Consider the following 19,844-nt stretch of genomic DNA (forward strand, 5'->3'; position numbering starts at 1 on the left):
GTGCTCCCTCTTTTTGTTTCAGCAGCACGCGGCCGAGAGGATCGCGGCGCAATCCGCATCCCCGGCCAGGTCAATGCGCACCGCCAGGCCATCGCGCACGGGCTTGCGCAAGGCCCTTCCGCCATCGGGCTCGACGGTCAATTGCTTCCGGTCGTCCAGGGCCTGAAGCCTTGACCGCGAAAGGCCGAGCTCGCCGGCAAGCAGGCGGTCGAGCCGCAAAGGCGTCGCGCTCTCGAGCCGAAGTTCGAGCGCGAGCGCGCTCGCGCGCCCCGGCTCGCCGGCCAGAAGCTCCTTTCGAACCGTGACTTCGGGCGATTCTTCGATCCGGCCAGCCCGGTCGCGCAGCATCGCGCCATCGAAGGCGTGGCGGCGGACAAGGCCTGGATCGTTGCTTTCAAGCGCGGTGAGCAGCGCCGGCTCGATGTCGCGGCGGTTTCGCCGTTCCAGGATGGGGAAATTCCAGGAATTGTCGCAGTCGACGCAGCGATAGATCAGCCAGACGTCAATGCGCTTGCCGTTGGCATTGACGCGGAATTTCCCGCCGCATCGATAAGGCTTGAAGCCGCCGCAGCGATTGCAATTGATGAGAGGTCGAGGCGCGATTGCGGGCGCAATCGTCCAGCGTGCGCACAAGGCTCGAGACATGCCGGTAGGCCCTTCCCGTCGGGAAGTCCCTCAGGCCGGCGATGTCCGAGATGCCCTCACGGGCCACGGCGTGGCGAAGACTGCGTGTTTGAAAGTCAGGCGTCGGCGCGGATTGCACGCGACGGCGGCTCAGCAATGCCAAACCGGTCTCGAACCGCCGCCTGAAGAACACGTGAACAGATGCAGGGGCGCTAAAGCTGCGCCTGCGGTGCATTCAGAGGAGTTGGCGAGACCGGCGATTACTGAGGCAAAGTGATGCTCGAAATGGACGTCGGGATGGGTCTTCTAGCGGGACGTTGACGAAGGGGCAAGGTTTAGGGGGCCGAGGTTGGCGCTGCCCCTCATTGCCCTGCCGGGCATTTCTCCCCGTAAACGGGGAGAAAGAGGCTGGCCGCGACGCCGGCGCTCTTTCTGCAACGTTCGCGACTGGCGAAATCGTCGGCGCCATGTCCCTTCGCCCCGTTTACGGGGAGAAGATGGCGGCAGCCAGATGAGGGGCGGCGCCGGCGCTGGCAGTTGTTGTCGCCTTGATCAACGTTCGCGCCTTGTTGGGCGTGCCAAATCTAGTACGATCGGCTATCGTTCTTTATTTCTTATAGGGAGCGACCCCATGCATCTCGCCTCGTTGCTGATCTTCGCCGCCGCGCTCTTTGTCGCCGCCGGTTCGCCCGGCCCGTCGATCGCAGCCTTGGTGGCACGGGTGATCTCGAAAGGGTTCCGCGACGTCTTCCCGTTCCTGCTGGCGATGTGGATCGGCGAGGGCGTCTGGCTTTCGCTGGCGGTGTTCGGGCTCGCCGTCGTGGCGCAAACCTTCCATTACGCCTTCGTCGTCGTGAAATGGGTTGGCGTGGCCTACCTTGCTTATCTCGCGTTCAAGATGTGGACGGCGCCGGTCGAGGCGAAGGAGGGCGAGATGCCGCGCGAGGACTCGCCCCTGAAACTTTTCCTTGCCGGCATGGCGGTGACACTCGGCAATCCGAAAATCATGATGTTCTATCTGGCGCTGCTGCCGACCATCATCGATCTGGCTTCGGTCAGCGTGATCGGCTGGGTCGAGCTGACGCTGACCATGGCGCTCGTGCTGATCGTCATCGATCTCGCCTGGGTGCTGGCCGCCTCCCAGGCGCGCCGGCTGCTGAAGAGCAAGCGCGCCATGAAGATCGCCAACCGCGTCAGCGCTACGACGATGGCGGGCGCCGCCGCCGCTATCGCCGCGCGATAGAGCGCCGGCCTCACATCATCTCGATGATCGGCGCGATCTCGACGGTGAAAGCCGGGTCCATCAGGATCGGGCAGTCCTTGGCTTTGGCGACGGCATCGTCGATATCCTTGGCTTCGACGATGGTGTAGCCGGCGGTCGGATTGCTGCCGCCATTGTTCTCGATCTTGCCGCCGGGCAGCACCGTCTTCGACATGCCGACCGGATTGCCGCCGTCGACCACGGCCGAGCCGAGCTTGTCGTACCAGCCGGTCCAGGCATCCATCGCCGCTTTGCGTTCGGCTTCGTCGGTCGGCATCTTGCCGGAACCATGATAGACATAGAGAAATTTCGCCATGTTCTCCTCCCTTGTCGGCGACGTCGAACCGGCATGCGGCCACGCCGCTTGCGATATGCAGTGATGCCGCAATCCGATATGCGGCCTTGCCGCAATCCTGATCATCGGACCAAAACGAAAAACAGGCAATCGATGTTAAGTTGAGTCTACTGTAACGAGCTCACCTTGCCATGGCGTGGTATTCGGGGTTGGGCCGCATGTCGACGGCGGCCGCCACCCGGTTCGACATGTTGAAGAAGGCGGCAGTCGAGGCGATGTCCCAGATGTCGCGGTCGGTGAAGCCGGCCTGGCGCAAGGCGGCGCGATCGGCCTCGACGATTTTAGCCGGCTCCTCGGTCAGCTTCACAGCGAATTCGAGCATGGCGCGCTGCCGGTCCGACAGATCGGCGGCGCGAAAATTCATCACCATCATCTCGCCGAAGGCCGGTTCGCCCGACAGCTGGCGCACCGCCGCGCCATGCGCGGTCAGGCAATAGAAGCAGTGGTTGATCGAGGAGACGACCACGGCGATCATCTCGCGCTCCAGCTTCGACAAGTCGGACTCGCCCAGCATCAGGTCGTTATACATGTCAGTGAAGGCGCGCAGCTTCTTCTCGTCGAAGGCGTAGGCGAGAAGCACGTTTGGCACGAGGCCGAGCTTCTCCCGGCATTTGTCGAAATAGGCTTTCGTCGCCTCGCCGAGCTCCGCCTGGACAAGGTCGAGCGCGGTTACTTTGCCGGTCATGACTGTTCTCCTCGCGCTGTGATGGCGTCGGTTGGAATTTTTTTAAGCGCCGTCAAACCTTTGTCGCCAAACGGCGGTCATCTGGCTACCATAGTCGCAAAAGCATATAACGGGAGGGACTAAGCGTCATGGCCAGCGTGAAATCCAAGCCGAAGAGGAAAGCCGCCGCCGCGAAAGCGGAGGAGAAACCCGCAAGGCTTGCCGACTATCTGCTGGCGCGGGCGCCCGCCGAGGACATCGCGGCCTATGACGTGGCCGACCTCGAGCGCGCCGGCGAGCTCGCCGCCCAAGCAGTCGCCAGCCACAGGAAGGGCGAGAGCGTCGTTGCCGTCGAAGCCGATTCGGGCGTTGCCTGCGACGGCCGGCCGGTCACGGTCATCACCGTCGTCAACGACAACATGCCGTTCCTGTTCGATTCCATCCTCGGCGAAATCACCGAGACAAGCGGTGAGCCGACCTTGGTCACCCATCCGATCGTCACCGTCCGCCACGGCAAGACCGGTGTGGTCGAGGTGCTTAGCGACGGCGGCAAGGAGGATGACGACCGGCTGAGCGTCGTCCATGTTCATATCCCGCGGCTGACCGCCGAGCAGGCCAAGAGCCTCACCGGGCGGCTGCACAAGGTGCTTTCGCAGGTCCGGGCGGCCGTCGTCGACTGGAAGCGGATGCTCGCCCGCCTCGACCAGGCGATTTCCGAATTCCGCTATTCGGCGGTGCCGCTCGACAAGAAGAGCGTCGCCGAGGCGATCGCCTTCCTCGAATGGCTGCGCGACGACAATTTCACCTTCCTCGGCATGCGCGAGTTCAAATATACCGGCGGCGAGGAAAGCGGCTCGCTGGAGCGCGCCGACAAACCCGGCCTGGGCATCCTGTCGGATCCGGATGTGCTGGTGTTGAGGCGCGGCACCGAGGCGGTGACGACGACGCCGGAAATCCGCGCCTTCCTGCACGGGCCGGAGCCGCTGATCGTCACCAAGGCCAATGCCAAGTCGTCGGTGCATCGCCGCATCTATCTCGATTACATCGGCATCAAGACCTACACGTCGAAGGGGGCGCTCGCGGGCGAGCTGCGCATCGTCGGCCTGTTCACCTCGACCGCCTACACGCGCTCGGTGATGAAGATCCCCTATCTGCGCTCCAAGGCCGAGACCGTGATCTCGAAATCCGGCTTCGATCCGCACGATCATTCCGGCAAGGCGCTGATCAACATCCTGGAAAGCTATCCGCGCGACGAGCTGTTCCAGGTTCCCATTCCCATCCTGCGCAAGCATGCCAGCGCCATACTCGGGCTGATCGAGCGGCCGCGCGTGCGGGCGCTGGTACGCGTCGACCAGTTCGACCGCTTCGTCTCGATCATCGTCTTCGTACCGCGCGACCGCTACGACAGCGTCGTGCGCGAGAAGGTCGGCACCTATCTCAAGACGGTGTTCGAGGGCCGTCTGTCGGCCTATTACCCGGCCTTCCCGGAAGGCGGGCTGGCGCGCGTGCATTTCATCATCGGCCGTTCCGGCGGTAAGACCCCGAAGGTCGAGCAGTCGGCGATCGAGGCGGCGATTCGCGACATCGTGCGCACTTGGGAGGACGCGCTCGCCGAAGCCGCGGAGGCGGCCGGCAGCGACCCGGCGCTGAAGGCGATCGCGGCGCGTTTCCCCGAAAGCTATCGCGACAGCTTCTCGGCCGCCGTGGCGCTGGCCGATGCCGGTCGCATCGCGAAGATCGGGGCCGACAATCCGATCGCCATCGACTATTACCGCCATGCCGACCAGAAGCCGCACCAGGCGGCTTTGAAGATCTATCATTTCGGCAGCCCTGTCGCGCTGTCGCGGCGCGTGCCGGTGCTCGAAAATATCGGCTTCCGCGTCATCAGCGAGCGCACCTTCGAGGTCGCCGACACCGGCTCCGGCAAAGTCTTCATCCACGACATGGAGCTGGAGAACAGCTATGGCGCGCGTATCGACATCTCCGATGGCGGCGCGTTGTTCGAAGACGCCTTCCTGTCGGTCTGGCGCGGCGATGTCGACAATGACAGCTATAACGGCCTGGCCCAGACCGCCGGCCTGTGGTCTGGCGAGATCGCCATCCTGCGCGCCTATGGCCGCTATCTGCAGCAGGCCGGCATTCCGCAGAGCCAGGATTTCATCGCCGCCGCGCTCAATCGCTATCCCGAGATCGCGCGCGGCCTGCACGCGCTGTTCGTCGCCCGGCTCGGTCCGGCGGCCGAAGGCGAAGGCGCGGTCGCGGCCAAGCACCTCAAGGCCAAGATCAAGGATGCGCTGGAGGAGGTGCCCAATATCGACGACGACACCATCATCCGCCGCTATCTCAACCTCATCGAAGCCTCGCTGCGCACCAATCATTTCGTAGCCGATACGAAACAGAAAGGGCAGTCGCTCGCCATCAAGCTCGATTCGCAGGCGGTCGAGGGACTGCCGGCGCCGCGGCCATGGCGCGAGATCTTCGTCTACGGCTCCGAGGTGGAAGGCGTGCATCTGCGCTTCGGCCCGGTGGCGCGCGGCGGCCTGCGCTGGTCGGACCGCGCCCAGGACTACCGCACCGAGGTGCTGGGCCTGGTGAAGGCGCAGCAGGTCAAGAATGCAGTCATCGTGCCGGTCGGCGCCAAGGGCGGCTTCTATCCGAAGAAACTGCCGATGAGCGCCGGGCGGGACGCCATCTTCGAAGCCGGCACATCGGCCTACAAGAACTTCGTCTCCAGCCTGCTTTCGATCACCGACAATATCGGCGTCGACGGCGTCATCCCGCCGGCCGATGTGGTACGGCGCGACCAGGACGATCCCTATTTCGTCGTCGCCGCCGACAAGGGCACGGCGACCTTCTCAGACACCGCGAATGCCATTTCCGAAAAACACCATTTCTGGCTGGACGACGCCTTCGCCAGCGGCGGCTCGGCCGGCTACGACCACAAGAAGATGGGCATCACCGCCAAGGGCGCCTGGGAAGCGGTGAAGCGGCATTTCCGCGAGATGAACCGCGACATCCAGACCTCGCCCTTCACTGTGGTCGGCGTCGGCGACATGTCGGGCGACGTGTTCGGCAACGGCATGCTGTTGTCGCCGGCCACCAGGCTGATCGCCGCCTTCGACCATCGCGACATCTTCATCGATCCCGATCCGGACATGGCCGCCTCGATGGTCGAGCGGCAGCGCATGTTCGCGCTGCCGCGCTCGTCCTGGCAGGACTACGACAAGTCGAAGCTGTCGGAAGGCGGCGTCATCGTCTCGCGCAACCAGAAATCGATCACGCTGCCGCAGGCCGCGGCCGCCGCGATCGGCCTCGCCAAGACCACGGCTACGCCGGTCGAGATCATGAACGCCATCCTCAAGGCGCCGGTCGACCTTTTGTGGTTCGGCGGCATCGGCACCTATGTGCGGGCTTCAGGCGAAAGCAACGCCGATGTTGGCGACCGCGCCAACGACGCCGTCCGCGTCACGGCGCTCGATGTCCGGGCGAAAGTCATCGGCGAGGGCGCCAATCTCGGCGTCACGCAACGGGCGCGCATCGAGTTCGGCATGAATGGCGGCCGCTGCAACTCGGACGCCATCGACAATTCGGGTGGCGTCAACTGTTCCGACGTCGAGGTCAACATCAAGATCGCGCTGGCGTCGGCGATGCGCAAAGGCTCGCTGGCGAGGCCGGCGCGCAACAAGCTGCTTGCCGAGATGACCGACGAGGTGGGCGCGCTGGTGCTCGCCAACAACTATCAGCAGACGCTGGCGCTTTCGCTGGCGCGCAAGCGCGGGCTTGCCGACATCGCGCACCAGGCGCGCTTCATGTCGGCGCTGGAAGCGCGCGGCCTGCTCGACCGGGCGGTCGAGACGCTGCCTTCGCCGGCTGCGCTTGCCGAACGCGAGGCGCGCGGCGAGCCGCTGACCCGGGCCGAGCTCGGCGTGCTGCTCGCCTATGCCAAGATCGTGCTGTTCTCCGATATCGTCGTCAGCGACGTGCCGGACGATCAGCATTTCGATCGCGATCTGATGGGTTATTTCCCGGAACGCATGGCGAGGAAATTCGCCGGCGAGATCCGCGAACACCGGCTGCGGCGCGAGATCATCGCGCGCGTGCTCGCCAATGACCTGGTCAATCGCGGCGGACCGTCCTTCGTCAACCGGCTGCAGGAAGCCACGGGCCGCACGGCGGCCGATGTGGTGCGCATCTTCGCCATGGTCCGCGACGGCTTCGCGCTGCCTGCGCTCTATCGCGAGATCGACGCGCTCGACAACCATATCGACGGGCAGGTCCAGCTCGATCTCTATCAAGCGATCAGCCGGCTTATCTTTGTGACCAGCGGCTGGTACCTGAAGCACGAAGCCGGCTCCGCGCCGCTTGGCCAGCGCATCGCCGAATTGCAGGAGGCGCGCAAGGCGCTCGAGCCGAAGCTTCTCTCGCTGCTGCCGGCCTTCTCGCGTGAACGCGTCGAGGAGCGGCGGCACGGTCTGTCCAAGAGCGGCGCGCCGGAGAAGCTCGCCGGGCAGCTCGCTCTGGCCGAAGTGGCCGAATTGATCCCCGACGTCGCGCTCACCGCGCGCACGGCCAATGCCGACATCGTCAGCGCGGCCAAGGCCTTCTTCGCCGTCAGCGATGCCTTCCGCATCCCGCGCGTCGAGGAAGCCGCGCGCTCGATCATGCCGCCGGACTATTACGACCAGTTGGCGCTGTCGCGCGCGGCCGACACGATCGGCGTGGCGCGGCGCGGCATCGCGGTGGCGGCGCTCACCGCGCACGGCACGACGGCGGATCCGGTCGGGGCTTGGCTGGAAGCCGGCGGCGACCGTGTCGCGCGCATCCGCGAGCGGCTGCAGGCGCTGACCGAAGGCGGCGACATCACCGTGTCGCGGCTGTCGGTGGCATCGGGCCTGATGAGCGACCTGACGGGGATGTGAGAGTTTGCTTGGGTTCCTCGCATGCATTGTCTTATGCCGCGCTGGTCGACCCCCACTCCGTCTCGGCTTCGTCGAGCCACCTCTCCCCCGATCGACGGGGTAGAGGAAAGGCGCCAAGCTTTTTGCCGTCTGCTGGTCCAGCAACGCTCCCTTCCTTTCCCTCCGGAGGGGGAAAGGTGGCGCTGCGAAGCAGCGACGGATTGGGGGAACCACGTGGCAATCAAGCTTCGGCCTGATCAGTCGCGCCAGTCACAGAAGATGTGTGCATAGCGTAACCCACTGCGTGGGGCGAGGAACCGGCGCTTGTCCATTTGCATCGCTGGCTGAAAACATGCAGACATGGCGCCCGACGCGAGCGGTGCCAGGGGAATCAGCATGGTGGCGGTAGAGACAGTGCAGCGGGCATCGGGCCGCGGCATCTGGGGCTGGATGTTCTTCGACTGGGCGGCGCAGCCTTTCTTCACAGTTGTCACCACCTTCATCTTCGGACCCTATTTTGTCTCGCGCATGGCGAGCGATCCGACTGCCGGGCAGGCCGCGTGGGGCTACGGCATTGCCGCCGCGGGCCTGGTCATCGCGGTGCTGTCGCCGGTGCTCGGCTCGATCGCCGACCAGACCGGACCGCGCAAGCCGTGGATCGCTTTTTTCGCGGCCATCAAGATCGCCAGCCTCACGCTTTTGTGGTTCGCGGCGCCGGGCTCCAACCTTTTCCTGGTCGTGCTCTTGTTCTCGCTGGCTTCGGTGGCGGCCGAATTCTCCACCGTGTTCAACGATTCCATGATGCCGCGGCTGGTGCCGAAGGAAGAGATCGGCCGGATCTCCAACATGGCTTGGGGCCTTGGCTATCTCGGCGGCATGATCGCGCTGATCTTCGTGGTGCTGTTCCTGGCCGGCAATCTCGAGACCGGCAAGACGCTCATCGGCCTTGATCCGTTGTTCGGACTCGATCCGAAACTCGGCGAGGACGCGCGCTTCACCGGGCCGATGTCGGCCGGCTGGTATTTCCTGTTCATCCTGCCGATGTTTTTATTCACGCCGGACGCCACCAAGGGGATCCCGATCGGCCCGGCGGTGCGCGAGGGCCTGTCCGAGCTGAAGTCCACCCTGGTGGAAGTGCGCCAGCGCAGCGGCATCCTGCGCTTCCTCTTGGCCCGCATGATCTATCAGGACGGCGTCAATGCGCTGCTGGCACTCGGCGGCACGTTCGCAGCCGGCATGTTCCAGTGGTCGATCACCGAGATCGGCTTGTTCGGCATCATCCTCAATGTCGTCGCCATCTTCGGCTGCTGGATCGCGGCACGGCTCGATACAGCGCTGGGCTCGAAGCATGTGGTGATGATCGCGCTGGTGATGCTGTCGGTCGCCACCATCGGCGTCGTCTCCACCGGACCGGGCTTCACGCTGCTCGGCCTGATCCCCCTGCCGACCGCCGATTCCGGCGGCCTGTTCGGCACAGCGGCCGAGAAAGCCTATATCCTCTACGGCCTGCTGATCGGGCTCGCCTTCGGGCCGGTGCAAGCCTCGTCGCGGTCCTACATGGCGCGCAGCGTGACCGCCGCCGAGTCCGGCCGCTATTTCGGCATCTATGCGTTGGCTGGTCGGGCAACGAGCTTCCTGGCGCCGTTCATGGTGGCGAGCATCACCACCATCAGCGATTCGCCCCGGCTCGGCATGGCGGCGATCATCCTGTTCCTCGGCATCGGCATGGCGATCCTGGCGGGGACACCCTATCCGGCGGATAAGCGGTAGGCGTAGTACGACTTTTCCTTCTCCCCTTGTGGGAGAAGGTGGATCGGCGCGTAGCGCCGAGACGGATGAGGGGTGTTCCAGCGGAGTGAGAGGCTGGTGTCTTCTGGAACACCCCACATCCGTCGCCTTCGGCGACACCTTCTCCCACAAGGGGAGAAGGAAGAAGCGCATCAATGCCTGAAATGCCTCACCCCGGTGAACACCATGGCTATGCCGTGCTCGTCGGCGGCGGCGATGACGTCCTCGTCGCGCATCGAGCCGCCGGGCTGGATGACCGCCGTGGCGCCGGCTTCGATTGCCGACAAGAGGCCGTCGGCGAAGGGGAAGAAGGCGTCCGAGGCGACGACCGAGCCTTTGGTCAGCGGCTCGGCGAGGCCCGCCGCTTCGGCAGCGTCCAGCGCCTTGCGGGCGGCGATGCGCGAGGAATCGACGCGGCTCATCTGGCCGGCGCCGATGCCGACGGTCGCGCCGTCCCTGGCATAGACGATGGCGTTGGACTTGACATGCTTGGCGATGCGGAAGGCGAATTTGAGGTCGGCCATCTCAGCCGGCGTCGGCGCGCGCTTCGTCACCACCTTGAGCTCGAGATCGTCGACGACCGCATTGTCGCGGCCTTGCACCAGCAGTCCGCCGGCGACGGATTTCACCGTCGTGCCGGCGGCGCGGGGATCGGGCAGGCCGCCGGTGACCAGCAGGCGCAAATTCTTCTTCGCCGCGACGATCGCGGCGGCCTCGTCGGTGGCGTCGGGCGCGATGATGACCTCGGTGAAGGTCTTGACGATCTCTTCCGCCGCCTCGGCGTCGAGGATGCGGTTCATGGCGACGATGCCGCCGAAGGCCGAGACCGGGTCGCATTCCAACGCCTTGGCGTAGGCCGCCTTCAGCGATGAGCCCTCGGCAACGCCGCAGGGGTTGGCATGCTTGATGATGGCGACCGCCGCCGAGCGCGCCGGATCGAACTCGCCGACCAACTCGAAAGCGGCGTCGGTGTCGTTGATGTTGTTGTAGGAGAGCTGCTTGCCTTGCAACTGCTTTGCCGTTGCCACGCCCGGCCGCTTGTCTCCCGACAGGTAGAAGCCTGCGCCCTGATGCGGGTTCTCGCCATAGCGCATCACCTGGTCGAGCCGGCCGCCGAACGCGCGCCATGTCGGGTGCTCGATCTCCAGCGCCTCGGCGAACCAGCCGGAGATCGCGGCGTCATAGGTGGCGGTGCGGGCAAAGGCCTTGGCCGCCAGCATCTTGCGGAAATCGAGCGACAGCGAGCCCAGATTCATCTCCAGCGCGCTGACGACGGAAGCATAGTCGGCCGGGTCGGTGACGATGGCGACGTAGGCGTGGTTCTTGGCCGAGGCGCGGATCATCGCCGGCCCGCCGATGTCGATGTTCTCGACGATCGAGGCATAGCCGGCGCCGGAGCGGCGGACGTCCTCGAACGGATAGAGATTGCAGACGACGAGATCGATCGGCTCGATGTTGTGGTCGTGCATCGCCTTGGCATGCTCGGCGTCGTCTCGGATGCCGAGCAGCGCGCCATGCACCGACGGATGCAAGGTCTTCACCCGCCCGTCCATGATCTCGGGAAAACCGGTGAGGTCGGAAACGTCGCGGACCGCCAGGCCCGCCCCGGCGAGGGCCTTTGCCGTGCCGCCCGTCGAAACCAGCTCGACCCCGGCGGCGGCGAGCGCCTTGGCGAAATCGACCAAGCCTGTCTTGTCGAAGACGGAAAGCAGCGCGCGGCGCACCGGAACGAGGTCAGGCGCCGGAATGTTTTTTGTGGGCACGGCCATGGCGGGCGGCCTTTCAGAGCTGTTGGCAGGGACGTTGGCCGGCCCTAGCATATGAGCCCCGGAAATCAAGTGAGTCCGGGATCAGGCGCGCAGCCGTTTGCCAGCCAGCCTCAGTTGTTTTCGGAATAGCCGGAAATAACAGTGCGGGTCAGCTGCCAGTGGACCTCGGCGATTTCCGAGGCCTTGAAGGCGAGCACGATCTGCCGGCTGCGGCGCGGGCCGCTCAGGCCGGCAAAGTAGATCGATTCCTCGACCTCCGGCACCACTTCGGCGCAGGTGAAGACCCAGCTGTCGCCCTGCGCGCCAGCGAGCGTCAGGCGGTCGTGGTCGTCCTGCAGCAGGCTGATGTCCGGGTGGACGTGGAAGCGCACCGTGACGAAGTCGCGGCCGTTGTTGCGGATCGCGGCATTGCCCGGGCGCAGGAACCGATCGCGGCCGGCAAGCACGTTGCCGTTGCTGGTCAGCTTCAGCTCGCGCTCATGCAGGAAGCCGAACTGCTGGACATAGCCGTCATGGCGGGCGACGAAGCCTTGCATGCCCTTCTCGTCGAGGCGCTTGCAGGGCACATGCTGCGGGCCGCCGATCAGTGGCGATCCCAACAGGTCGCTGACGCGCAGCGAGTGGCTGAAGCGCGCCGACGAGGTGTCGTTGAGCGTCGCGGTCGAATGCGCGGCGGTGGCGCGCGCCAGCGGCCGGAATTCCGGGGCGCCGTAAGTGTCGATGCCGGCATTGACGATGAAGTGCTGGCGCCCGGAGGAGAGCTCGAAGGCGAGGCAGCCGGCATGTGCTGCGTTGGAGACGTCGACAGGCGGCGGCAGGCCGGTGTCGGCGATCACCGTCACGCCGCCCATCGACAGGCGCTCGTAGCCGGAATGCGGCGCGTGCAGCAGCGGCGCGCCCACCGTGTCGTCATGGCGCATGATGGTGGCGATGCGGTCGTGGATGGTGGCGCCCATGCCGTTGAAGCGGGCAAGGCTGCCGTCCTGATGGCGAAAGAAACGCAGCGCCGGCAACATCCGGTCGATGGCGCCGATCAAGGCCGACGGCGGCGCCTCGGCCTGGTTGGCATAGGTCTGGCGCAACGGCAGAAGATCGGCCAGCAGCTCGAGCACCGCCATCGGCTTGCGCGAGATATGGCCGCCATCGGGCAGGATCTGATGCTCGAGCTCCTCGGCCAGGTTGCGTGTCGCGGCACGCAGCGCCGAGGCCGGCGCCGGCAGGGACAGCGCGGCGAAGGCGAGCGCGATGCGGGCGCGCAACCTGGCCTCGCCATCGGGCATCTCGCGCACCATCGAGCGGAGATAGCGGATCTGCACGGCGAGCGATTTCAGGAAGGCGCGATAGAAAGGGAATTCGGCGCCCTGCAGCACCACCGAGGAGTGCTGCAGCCAGGCGATCACCCGCTTGGCCGTCGTTCCCGGCTCCCAGGCGATGCCGGAGATCTGGTTGCCATGCATGGCGATCCAGTCGGTCACCAGGGCTCTCGCGTTGGCGGCGGCGAGCTCGGTGCCGGTGGCGCGCATGTGGCGCAGCCAGCGGAAGCCATGCAACGATTTCTGCCAGCCGCGATTGGGCACGTCGAGCTGAAAAGGCGACTTGCCGCCGGTCTCGACCAAGTGGCCCGACAGAGGATAGCGGCCGTAATAGATCTCCAGCGCGATCTGCGGATCGGCAAGCCGCAGATCCGGCGGCGCGATCAGGACGCGCTCGGGCGTGCGGCCGGAATAGCGCCAGCGATAGACCGGCCCGGCGCGGAGGCGCCGGCGCGTTTTGCGCCAGAACTCCCTCGCGACAAGCGTCCAAAGACGCGTCGTGCTGCCGGCAACAAGTGCCAATAGCCCTCCTGATGTCCCCATAACCCAAGCACAAGCTTATGCGATTCAAGAACTTATGCGAAGGCGGATTTCGCCGAAGTGAACCGCTTCACGCCGCCTTGCCCGTGCCGTCGCTAAAAAAGTCAGCAAATTTTATGAGATAACGTCTCAATCGGCCCGTCTCATCCGCGCGGCAAAGAAGCCGTCCAGGCCTGAAATCCCGGGCGTTTCCAGCGCGAGGTCGGCCGGCGTGGTGCGCAACATACCCTCCGGGGTCAGAAACGGATCGACGCCGGCAAATTCGCCAGGCCGGATCGGATCGGCGACGACGCCGGGGCTCCCGGCGAGGAAATCGCGATAAAGCTCCTCGCCTTCGATCGGGTCGAGCGAGCAGTTGGAGAACACGATCCGTCCGCCGGGCCTGACGAGGGTAACGGCATGGGCAAGCAGCCGACGCTGGAGGTCGGCGAGCTTTTCGACGTCGGCCATGGTCTTCGTCCATGGCACGTCGGGGTGGCGGCGCACCGTGCCGGTCGAGGAGCAGGGCGCATCGAGCAGCACGGCGTCGAACAATTGTGCCGGCCGGTAATCCAGGAGGTCGGTCTGGACGAGCTCGGCGGTCAGGCCAAGGCGCTCGAGATTCTGACTGAGCCGCGCCAGCCGGTTCTTCGAGGTGTCGATCGCGGTCACCTCTGCGCCGGCCAGGATAAGCTGCGCCGTCTTGCCGCCGGGCGCGGCGCACAGGTCGGCGACGCGCTGGCCTCTGATGTCGCCGAACAGGCGTGCCGGCAGGCTTGCGGCCGCATCCTGCACCCACCAGGCGCCGTCGGCGAAACCGGGGAGGTCGATGACATTGGCGGCGAGCTTCTCGACGCGTACGGTTCCGGTCGGCAGCACGATGCCGCCCAAACGCTCGGCCCAGAGCGCCGGATCGGCCTTGACGGTGAAGTCTACGGGCGCCTCGTGGCGATGGGCGGCAAGGATGGCGCGCGCCTTGTCGGCTCCGTAAGCGGCGGTCAGCCGCTCGGAGAACCATTGCGGCGCCTCGCTGGTGGCGGCAAGCGCCGGGCCAAGCTCAGCCTCCTTGGCGCGCGCCAGCGAACGCAGCACGCCGTTGACGAGCCCGGAGAAACGCAGCGTTCGCGGATCGGATTTGGCATGGGTGACGGCAAGGTCGACGGCGGCGCTGTCGGGAACATCCAGAAACAGGATCTGCGCGGCGGCGACATTGAGGATATGCGAGAGCGCCGTGGCATTGGCCGGCAGCGGCTTTTCCAGGCGCTTGGACAGCAGCCCGGCAATGGTCATGCGGTGGCGCAGCGCCGTGACCAGGATGGCGCGCACCAGCGCCCGGTCGCGGCCGTCCAGCGCCTTGTATTGCGGATGGCCATGCTCGTTGTCGGTCAACCCATCGAGCGGCGAGCCGGCATCGATGACGGCGGCAAGCAGCCGCGCCGCCGCCTTGCGTGCGGCAAGGCCGGCGACGTTCTCGTCACCAGCCCTGTGTTGCGGATTGCCTGACTGTCCGCGCCTCGGCGGCGTCACGACCAGGGACCCTTCGACCGGACATTGCGCGGTCCGGTCGGGTTGCGGCCCCAGGGATTGGGCTTTGGCGGCGCCGGCTCAGCCTCCGCTGGCGGCGGGTCCGCCGGCTTGCCCCATGGCCCCGCCGACGGCTCCTCGGGCTGAATGGGTGGCGGAGAAGCCCGGCGCCGGGCGGCCGGCGATGCGCCACCCATCGCGCGCGCCATCTCCTGCAGCGCGGCTATGCGGTTCTCGGTGCTCGGGTGGGTCGAGAACAGATTGTCCATGCGCTCGCCATGCAGAGGATTGATGATGAAAAGATGCGCCATCGCCGGATTGCGCTCGGCATCCTCATTGGGGATCCGTTCGGCGCCGCGAGCGATCTTGTTGAGCGCCGAAGCCAGCCACAACGGGTTGCCGCAGATCTCGGCGCCGCGCCGGTCGGCTTCGTATTCGCGGGTGCGGCTCACCGCCATCTGCACGATCATCGCGGCGAGTGGCGCAACGATCATCGCTACAAGCACGCCGACAAAGCCGAACGGATTGTTGTTCTCGCGGCTGCCGCCGAAGAAGAAGGCGAAATTGCCGAGCATCGAGATGGCGCCGGCGAGCGTCGCCACGATCGTCATGGTCAGCGTATCGCGATGCTGCACATGGGCAAGCTCATGCGCCATCACCGCCGCGACCTCTTCATGGGAGAGCCGCTCGAGCAGGCCGGTGGACGCCGCAACGGCAGCATTTTCCGGATTGCGGCCGGTGGCGAAGGCGTTGGGCTGCGGGTTGTCGATCAGATATGTCTTCGGCATCGGCAGGCCGGCCTGCTTGGCCAGCGCCTGCACGATCGCGTAATATTCGGGCGCGTTCTTCGCGTCGACCTCGACGGCGCGGTTCATCGACAGCACCATCTTGTCGGCGTTCCAATAGCTGAACAAATTGGTGCCGGCGGCGATCAGAAGCGCGATGACCATGCCGCCCGAGCCGCCGATCAGATAACCGACGCCCATGAACAGCGCCGTCATCGCGGCAAGAAGCATGGCGGTGCGAAGCGTGTTCATCGTTCCATCCGTCTGGTCTGATGGCGGAGGGGGTGGCGAATAGGGGTCGATCCTTCTGTCGTCATGGCTATATGATGGGAGGCGCCGGTCTTCGTTTCAATCGGCGGGAGTATCGCATGACTGAAGAACCCAGCAAAACCGAAGCAGTTGCAACGACCAAAGAGCCGCAAAAAACGCTCACCCCAGCGGCGCAGCGCGCGTTGACCGAAGCCGAAGCGCGTCGCCGGAACTACCGAGCGGCCGAAGCGCAATTGCCGAAGGAAATCGGCGGTCGCGGCGGCAAGGAGCCCGGCCGCTACGGCGACTGGGAGGTGAAGGGGCTCGCCACCGACTTCTAAGCAACCGCACGCTCGGGCGCGAGCGCGATCCAGCCACTGACGTCCGTAGCGATGCCGATTTCGTCATAGGAACGGATTGTCGGGTGCGGCGTGACCAGCGGGTGGACATGCGTGGCGCTGATCACCACCACCGACGCGCCGGAGGCCTCGCCTGCCGCGATGCCCGCTGGCGCATCCTCGAAGACCAGGCAGTCGCGCGCCTCGACGCCGAGACGGCTTGCCGCCAGCAGGAAGCAGTCCGGCGCCGGCTTGCCATGAGTGACATCTTCCGCCGTGACCATCATGGCGGGAACCGGAATACCGGCCGCCTCGATGCGCAGCAGCGCCAGCTCGCGCGGCGCCGAAGTGACGATCGCCCAGCGCTCCGGCGGCAGCGATTGCAGAAACGCGATGGCGCCAGGAATCGGGACGATGCCTTCGAGGTCCTCCGCCTCGGCCTTGAGCAGGGCATCGGCTTCGGCGACGGCGTCGACGCCCGGCAGCTTCAGTCCCGCGATCGTCTCGATCGCGCGCTTGCCATGGATCGTGGGCAGGAAGCTCGTCACGTCGAGGCCGTGACGCTCCGCCCATTTTGCCCACACCCGTTCTGCCGCGGCGATCGAGTTGAGCACCGTGCCGTCCATGTCGAACAGGAAGGCAGCGAATTTTGAGCCTGCAAACATCGAATGTCCTGGAGAATCGTTTTCGGGAGGGGCGAAACGCAAAGCCCAGTTTAGACCGGCCGGCACCGCCTGAGAAGGCGAAAGGCCCGCCATTTCATCCCGGCACGGGAACAAGCTTCGGCTCGCGGCGTTGAACGGGCAGTCTTTCCAAGATCATCAAGGGGGCATGCGATGCTGATCCGGCTCGGCTATGAAATCGCCATCGAATGCGCGGCCGTGACGCCGATCATCTCGCTTCTCGACATCCATCCGGACCGCCATGCCGACATCAAGCGGCAGACACGGCTTCTGACCTCGCCGTCGGTGCCGACCCGAACCTATTGCGACCGCCACGGCAATATCTGCCGTCGTTTCACGGCGCCGGCAGGCAACTTCCGCATCCTCTATGACGCAGCGGTCGAGGACAGCGGCGAGACCGACGAGGTGAACACGCTGGCGCACGAAACGCCGGTCGCGGAACTGCCGGACGATGTGCTGGTCTATCTGCTCGGCAGCCGCTATTGCGAGACCGATCACCTCAGCGACACCGCCTGGCAGCTTTTCGGCCAGCTGCCGCCCGGCTGGGCACGCGTCCAGGCGATCGTCGATTACGTCAACAGCCGGCTTTCCTTCGGCTACGGCTATGCGCGCGCCACGCGCACGGCGGCCCAGGCGCATGAGGAGCGTGTCGGGGTGTGCCGCGATTTCGCGCATCTGGCGATCGCGCTTTGCCGATGCATGAACATTCCGGCGCGCTATGTGAACGGCTATCTCGGCGATATCGGCGTGCCGGCCGACCCGGCGCCGATGGATTTCTCGGCCTGGATGGAAGTCTACCTCGACGGCAAATGGTACACGTTCGATCCGCGCCACAACCGGCCCCGCATCGGCCGCGTCGTCATCGCGCGCGGGCGCGACGCCACCGACGTGCCGCTGCTGCACAGTTTCGGCCCGCACCGGCTCACCCTGTTCAAGGTCTGGACCTACGAGCAGGAAAGCAACCGCTTCAATCCCCCGCATCATGGCGTCGATCGGACGGCCAGCGCGCAGATGCTGGGGTAGGTTCTGTCGATATTCAGGTGAGGCCGGCCTGCGAAGGACGGCCTCCTGCGTTTCCGGTGCTCACGTACAAGTACGCTCCGCTCCGGTTCTCGGAAGCCGTCCTTCTCGACTCGGCCTGACCCGAATCTCAACAGACCCTGCGCTGCGCCATGTTTCACCGGAGCCGCTGACCCGCTTCGGCACAGTTCGATTGTGCCGAAGAGAGAACGACCGCGACAGTCTTCAAGACTATGGTAAGCGCTTCATGAAGGTCGCGTTTCCAAGGCATTTTCGTTTACCGCCGGTTCACCTTCAGATTTGCCGAAAGTCAGCAAAAACAACGGATTAACCTCTTGTTAATCGCGTTACGGCGGCTTCTGGCCGAAATCCTGCAACGCCTCTGCCGAGCGGCACGGTGCCGCGGACAGTGGAGGCGGAAGGGATGCGGCAGTTCAGAGGTGTCGTTCGTGGGGTGGACGGCTTTGCCCGCAACCGCGAAGGCAATTTCGCGGTACTGTTCGGAGCTGCCGCATCGGTCCTCGCGCTGGGGGTGGGATTCGCGGTCAACATCTCGCAACTCTACAATGCGAGATCGAGCCTGCAGGGCGTCGTCGACGCCGCCGTGACCTCGACGGCCCGCGATCTCACCCTCGGCGTCATCACGGAAACCGATGCCAACAAAACGGTGCAGGCGTTTCTCGACGCCAACAGCACGGCCGGCATCCTGCAGGCCAACCAGATCGTGCTCGACAGGCTCACGGTCAACAGGACGGCCAACACCGTACAGGCGGATGCGCATGTCGATGTCGGCCTCTATTTTCCGCTGTTCAGCACCAGCACCATGCGCCGCGTGACTGCCTCGACCTCGGCGCTCTATTCCGACAAGACCGTTGAGGTGGCGATGATGCTCGACGTCACCGGTTCCATGGCGGGCCAGAAGATCAAGGACCTGAGGACGGCGGCGAGCAACGCGGTCAATTCCTTCCTTACCGGCCAGAACGCCGCCAATCCTCGGGTGCGGGTGGCGATTGTGCCTTATGCGAATTCCGTCAATGCCGGATCGCTTGCCGCAGGTTCGGTCTTCGTCGAGACCAAGGCCAGCGAGCGCAAGCAGGCGCCGGGCAATGACGATCCGCAGTATGTTTCGGCATCGACGCGGCCGGACAATTGCGCGACCGAGCGCAAAGGCGCCTATCAATATTCGGATGCTGGCCCCGAGGTCAGCATGGTCAACCGCGATCTCTTTTTGTCCGACTTCGCCAGGCAGAGCCGCACTCGGGCCTGTCCCCTCGCGACAATTCAGCCGCTGACCACGGATGCCTCGGCTCTGAACAACGTGATCAAAGACCTCGATGCCTCCGGCGGCACGGCGGGCCATATCGGCGTGCAGTGGGCCTGGTACATGCTGTCGGAAAACTGGGGCGGGGTGATGAAGGCCTCGGAGCGGCCGGCGAAGATGGATCCGAAGAAGGTGGCGAAATACGCGATCCTGATGACGGATGGCGAATTTAACCTGTCCTATTTCGACGCCAACGACCCGGATCAGGTCTACAACGATGCCGGCAAGGTACAGACACGCACCGCCGCGACGACACTGTGCGCGGCGATGCAAGACCAGGGCATCGAGATATTCACCATCGGCTTTGCGCTCACCGAGAAAAACGCCAAGTCGACGCTGCAGGCCTGCGCCAGCCCGGATACCGGAAACACCAAACATTTCTATCAGGCGGCCAACGGCGCCGAGCTCGATCAGGCGTTTCAGGACATCGTGCGCAACATCGACAAGCTGACGGTAACCAGATAGCGGCCGCGAGAAAATCGCACAACGATGGCGTTCAAACGGAAAAGGCCGCCGCTTCTTGACGAAGCCGGCGGCCTTCCGTGTTTCCGTCCATGACGCGGCTTCCGGCGGCAACCCCATCGGGCTACCTGCCGCGCGTCTCGCGCCTTAACGGGAAGACTGCTTCCCGAAAGTGCAATCCGCTGAGCTCACGTTATGGAAAACGAAATCACTCGACATCGGATCACCTCCTTTCAGTTCGTTGAACACACACAGATGATGGGGTGCGTCG

General features: G+C 65.1%; 14 protein-coding genes. 6 read left to right on the plus strand and 8 right to left on the minus strand.

Translation table 11 applies throughout. The features are described 5' to 3' along the window. Positions 1–18: 18 nt before the first annotated feature. Positions 19–645, minus strand: coding sequence for a DUF1062 domain-containing protein (locus LB525_RS22510; protein WP_224547303.1), 627 nt, complete (start codon positions 643–645; stop codon positions 19–21). 610 nt (positions 646–1,255) lie between these two features. Between LB525_RS22510 and LB525_RS22515 the strand changes: the two genes are divergently transcribed. Continuing rightward, positions 1,256–1,867, plus strand: a complete 612-nt coding sequence (locus tag LB525_RS22515) for a LysE family translocator (RefSeq protein ID WP_224547305.1) — start codon at positions 1,256–1,258, stop codon at positions 1,865–1,867. 10 nt (positions 1,868–1,877) lie between these two features. On the opposite strand, the gene LB525_RS22520 is transcribed toward LB525_RS22515, so the two are convergent. Both LB525_RS22520 and LB525_RS22525 read right to left on the minus strand, forming a co-directional pair. Further along, entirely contained in the window at positions 1,878–2,201 is a 324-nt protein-coding gene (locus LB525_RS22520; protein ID WP_224528372.1) for a hypothetical protein, read from the minus strand. 160 nt (positions 2,202–2,361) lie between these two features. Further along, positions 2,362–2,925 carry a peroxidase-related enzyme gene (locus tag LB525_RS22525; RefSeq protein WP_224547307.1) on the minus strand — a complete coding sequence of 188 codons (564 nt, stop codon included), beginning with the start codon at positions 2,923–2,925 and terminating at the stop codon, positions 2,362–2,364. A 128-nt stretch (positions 2,926–3,053) separates the two neighbouring features. Between LB525_RS22525 and LB525_RS22530 the strand changes: the two genes are divergently transcribed. Together LB525_RS22530 and LB525_RS22535 are read left to right on the plus strand one after the other, a co-directional pair. Then, positions 3,054–7,823, plus strand: coding sequence for an NAD-glutamate dehydrogenase (locus LB525_RS22530; protein WP_224547309.1), 4,770 nt, complete (start codon positions 3,054–3,056; stop codon positions 7,821–7,823). 375 nt (positions 7,824–8,198) lie between these two features. Next, the gene (locus LB525_RS22535) at positions 8,199–9,572 is read left to right on the plus strand and encodes an MFS transporter (protein ID WP_224547311.1); all 1,374 of its coding nucleotides are present in this window, start codon (positions 8,199–8,201) and stop codon (positions 9,570–9,572) included. 170 nt (positions 9,573–9,742) lie between these two features. On the opposite strand, the gene purH is transcribed toward LB525_RS22535, so the two are convergent. The 4 genes from purH to htpX all read right to left on the minus strand — a co-directional run bounded on the left by purH (position 9,743) and on the right by htpX (position 15,752). Further along, positions 9,743–11,359: a bifunctional phosphoribosylaminoimidazolecarboxamide formyltransferase/IMP cyclohydrolase gene (purH, locus tag LB525_RS22540; RefSeq protein ID WP_224547313.1), complete on the minus strand. Its 1,617-nt coding sequence runs from the start codon at positions 11,357–11,359 to the stop codon at positions 9,743–9,745. A gap of 110 nt (positions 11,360–11,469) precedes the next feature. After that, positions 11,470–13,215 (minus strand): heparinase II/III family protein, encoded by a 1,746-nt coding sequence (locus LB525_RS22545; protein ID WP_411971041.1) that lies wholly within the window; start codon positions 13,213–13,215, stop codon positions 11,470–11,472. A gap of 126 nt (positions 13,216–13,341) precedes the next feature. After that, positions 13,342–14,718 (minus strand): RsmB/NOP family class I SAM-dependent RNA methyltransferase, encoded by a 1,377-nt coding sequence (locus LB525_RS22550; protein ID WP_411967528.1) that lies wholly within the window; start codon positions 14,716–14,718, stop codon positions 13,342–13,344. Continuing rightward, the gene (htpX, locus tag LB525_RS22555) at positions 14,715–15,752 is read right to left on the minus strand and encodes a zinc metalloprotease HtpX (protein WP_224547317.1); all 1,038 of its coding nucleotides are present in this window, start codon (positions 15,750–15,752) and stop codon (positions 14,715–14,717) included. The genes LB525_RS22550 and htpX overlap by 4 nt, the downstream gene beginning before the upstream one ends. A gap of 116 nt (positions 15,753–15,868) precedes the next feature. On the opposite strand from htpX, the gene LB525_RS22560 reads away from it, so the two are divergent. Then, on the plus strand, positions 15,869–16,090 hold the full coding sequence (locus LB525_RS22560; protein ID WP_140841867.1) for a DUF1674 domain-containing protein: 222 nt from the start codon (positions 15,869–15,871) through the stop codon (positions 16,088–16,090). On the opposite strand, the gene LB525_RS22565 is transcribed toward LB525_RS22560, so the two are convergent. After that, a complete protein-coding gene (locus tag LB525_RS22565; protein WP_224547319.1) occupies positions 16,087–16,752 on the minus strand; it encodes an HAD-IA family hydrolase in 666 nt (221 codons plus the stop codon). The two genes, LB525_RS22560 and LB525_RS22565, sit on opposite strands and share 4 nt — an antisense overlap. Before the next feature lie 171 nt (positions 16,753–16,923). Between LB525_RS22565 and LB525_RS22570 the strand changes: the two genes are divergently transcribed. Continuing rightward, complete coding sequence (locus tag LB525_RS22570) at positions 16,924–17,793, plus strand: transglutaminase-like domain-containing protein (RefSeq protein ID WP_224547321.1); 870 nt, start codon at positions 16,924–16,926, stop codon at positions 17,791–17,793. A gap of 421 nt (positions 17,794–18,214) precedes the next feature. Further along, the gene (locus tag LB525_RS22575) at positions 18,215–19,576 is read left to right on the plus strand and encodes a pilus assembly protein (protein WP_224547323.1); all 1,362 of its coding nucleotides are present in this window, start codon (positions 18,215–18,217) and stop codon (positions 19,574–19,576) included. Positions 19,577–19,844: the final 268 nt, after the last annotated feature.

The organism is Mesorhizobium sp. CA16, assembly GCF_020165175.1.
In the GTDB taxonomy this organism is placed as follows: Bacteria; Pseudomonadota; Alphaproteobacteria; order Rhizobiales; family Rhizobiaceae; genus Mesorhizobium.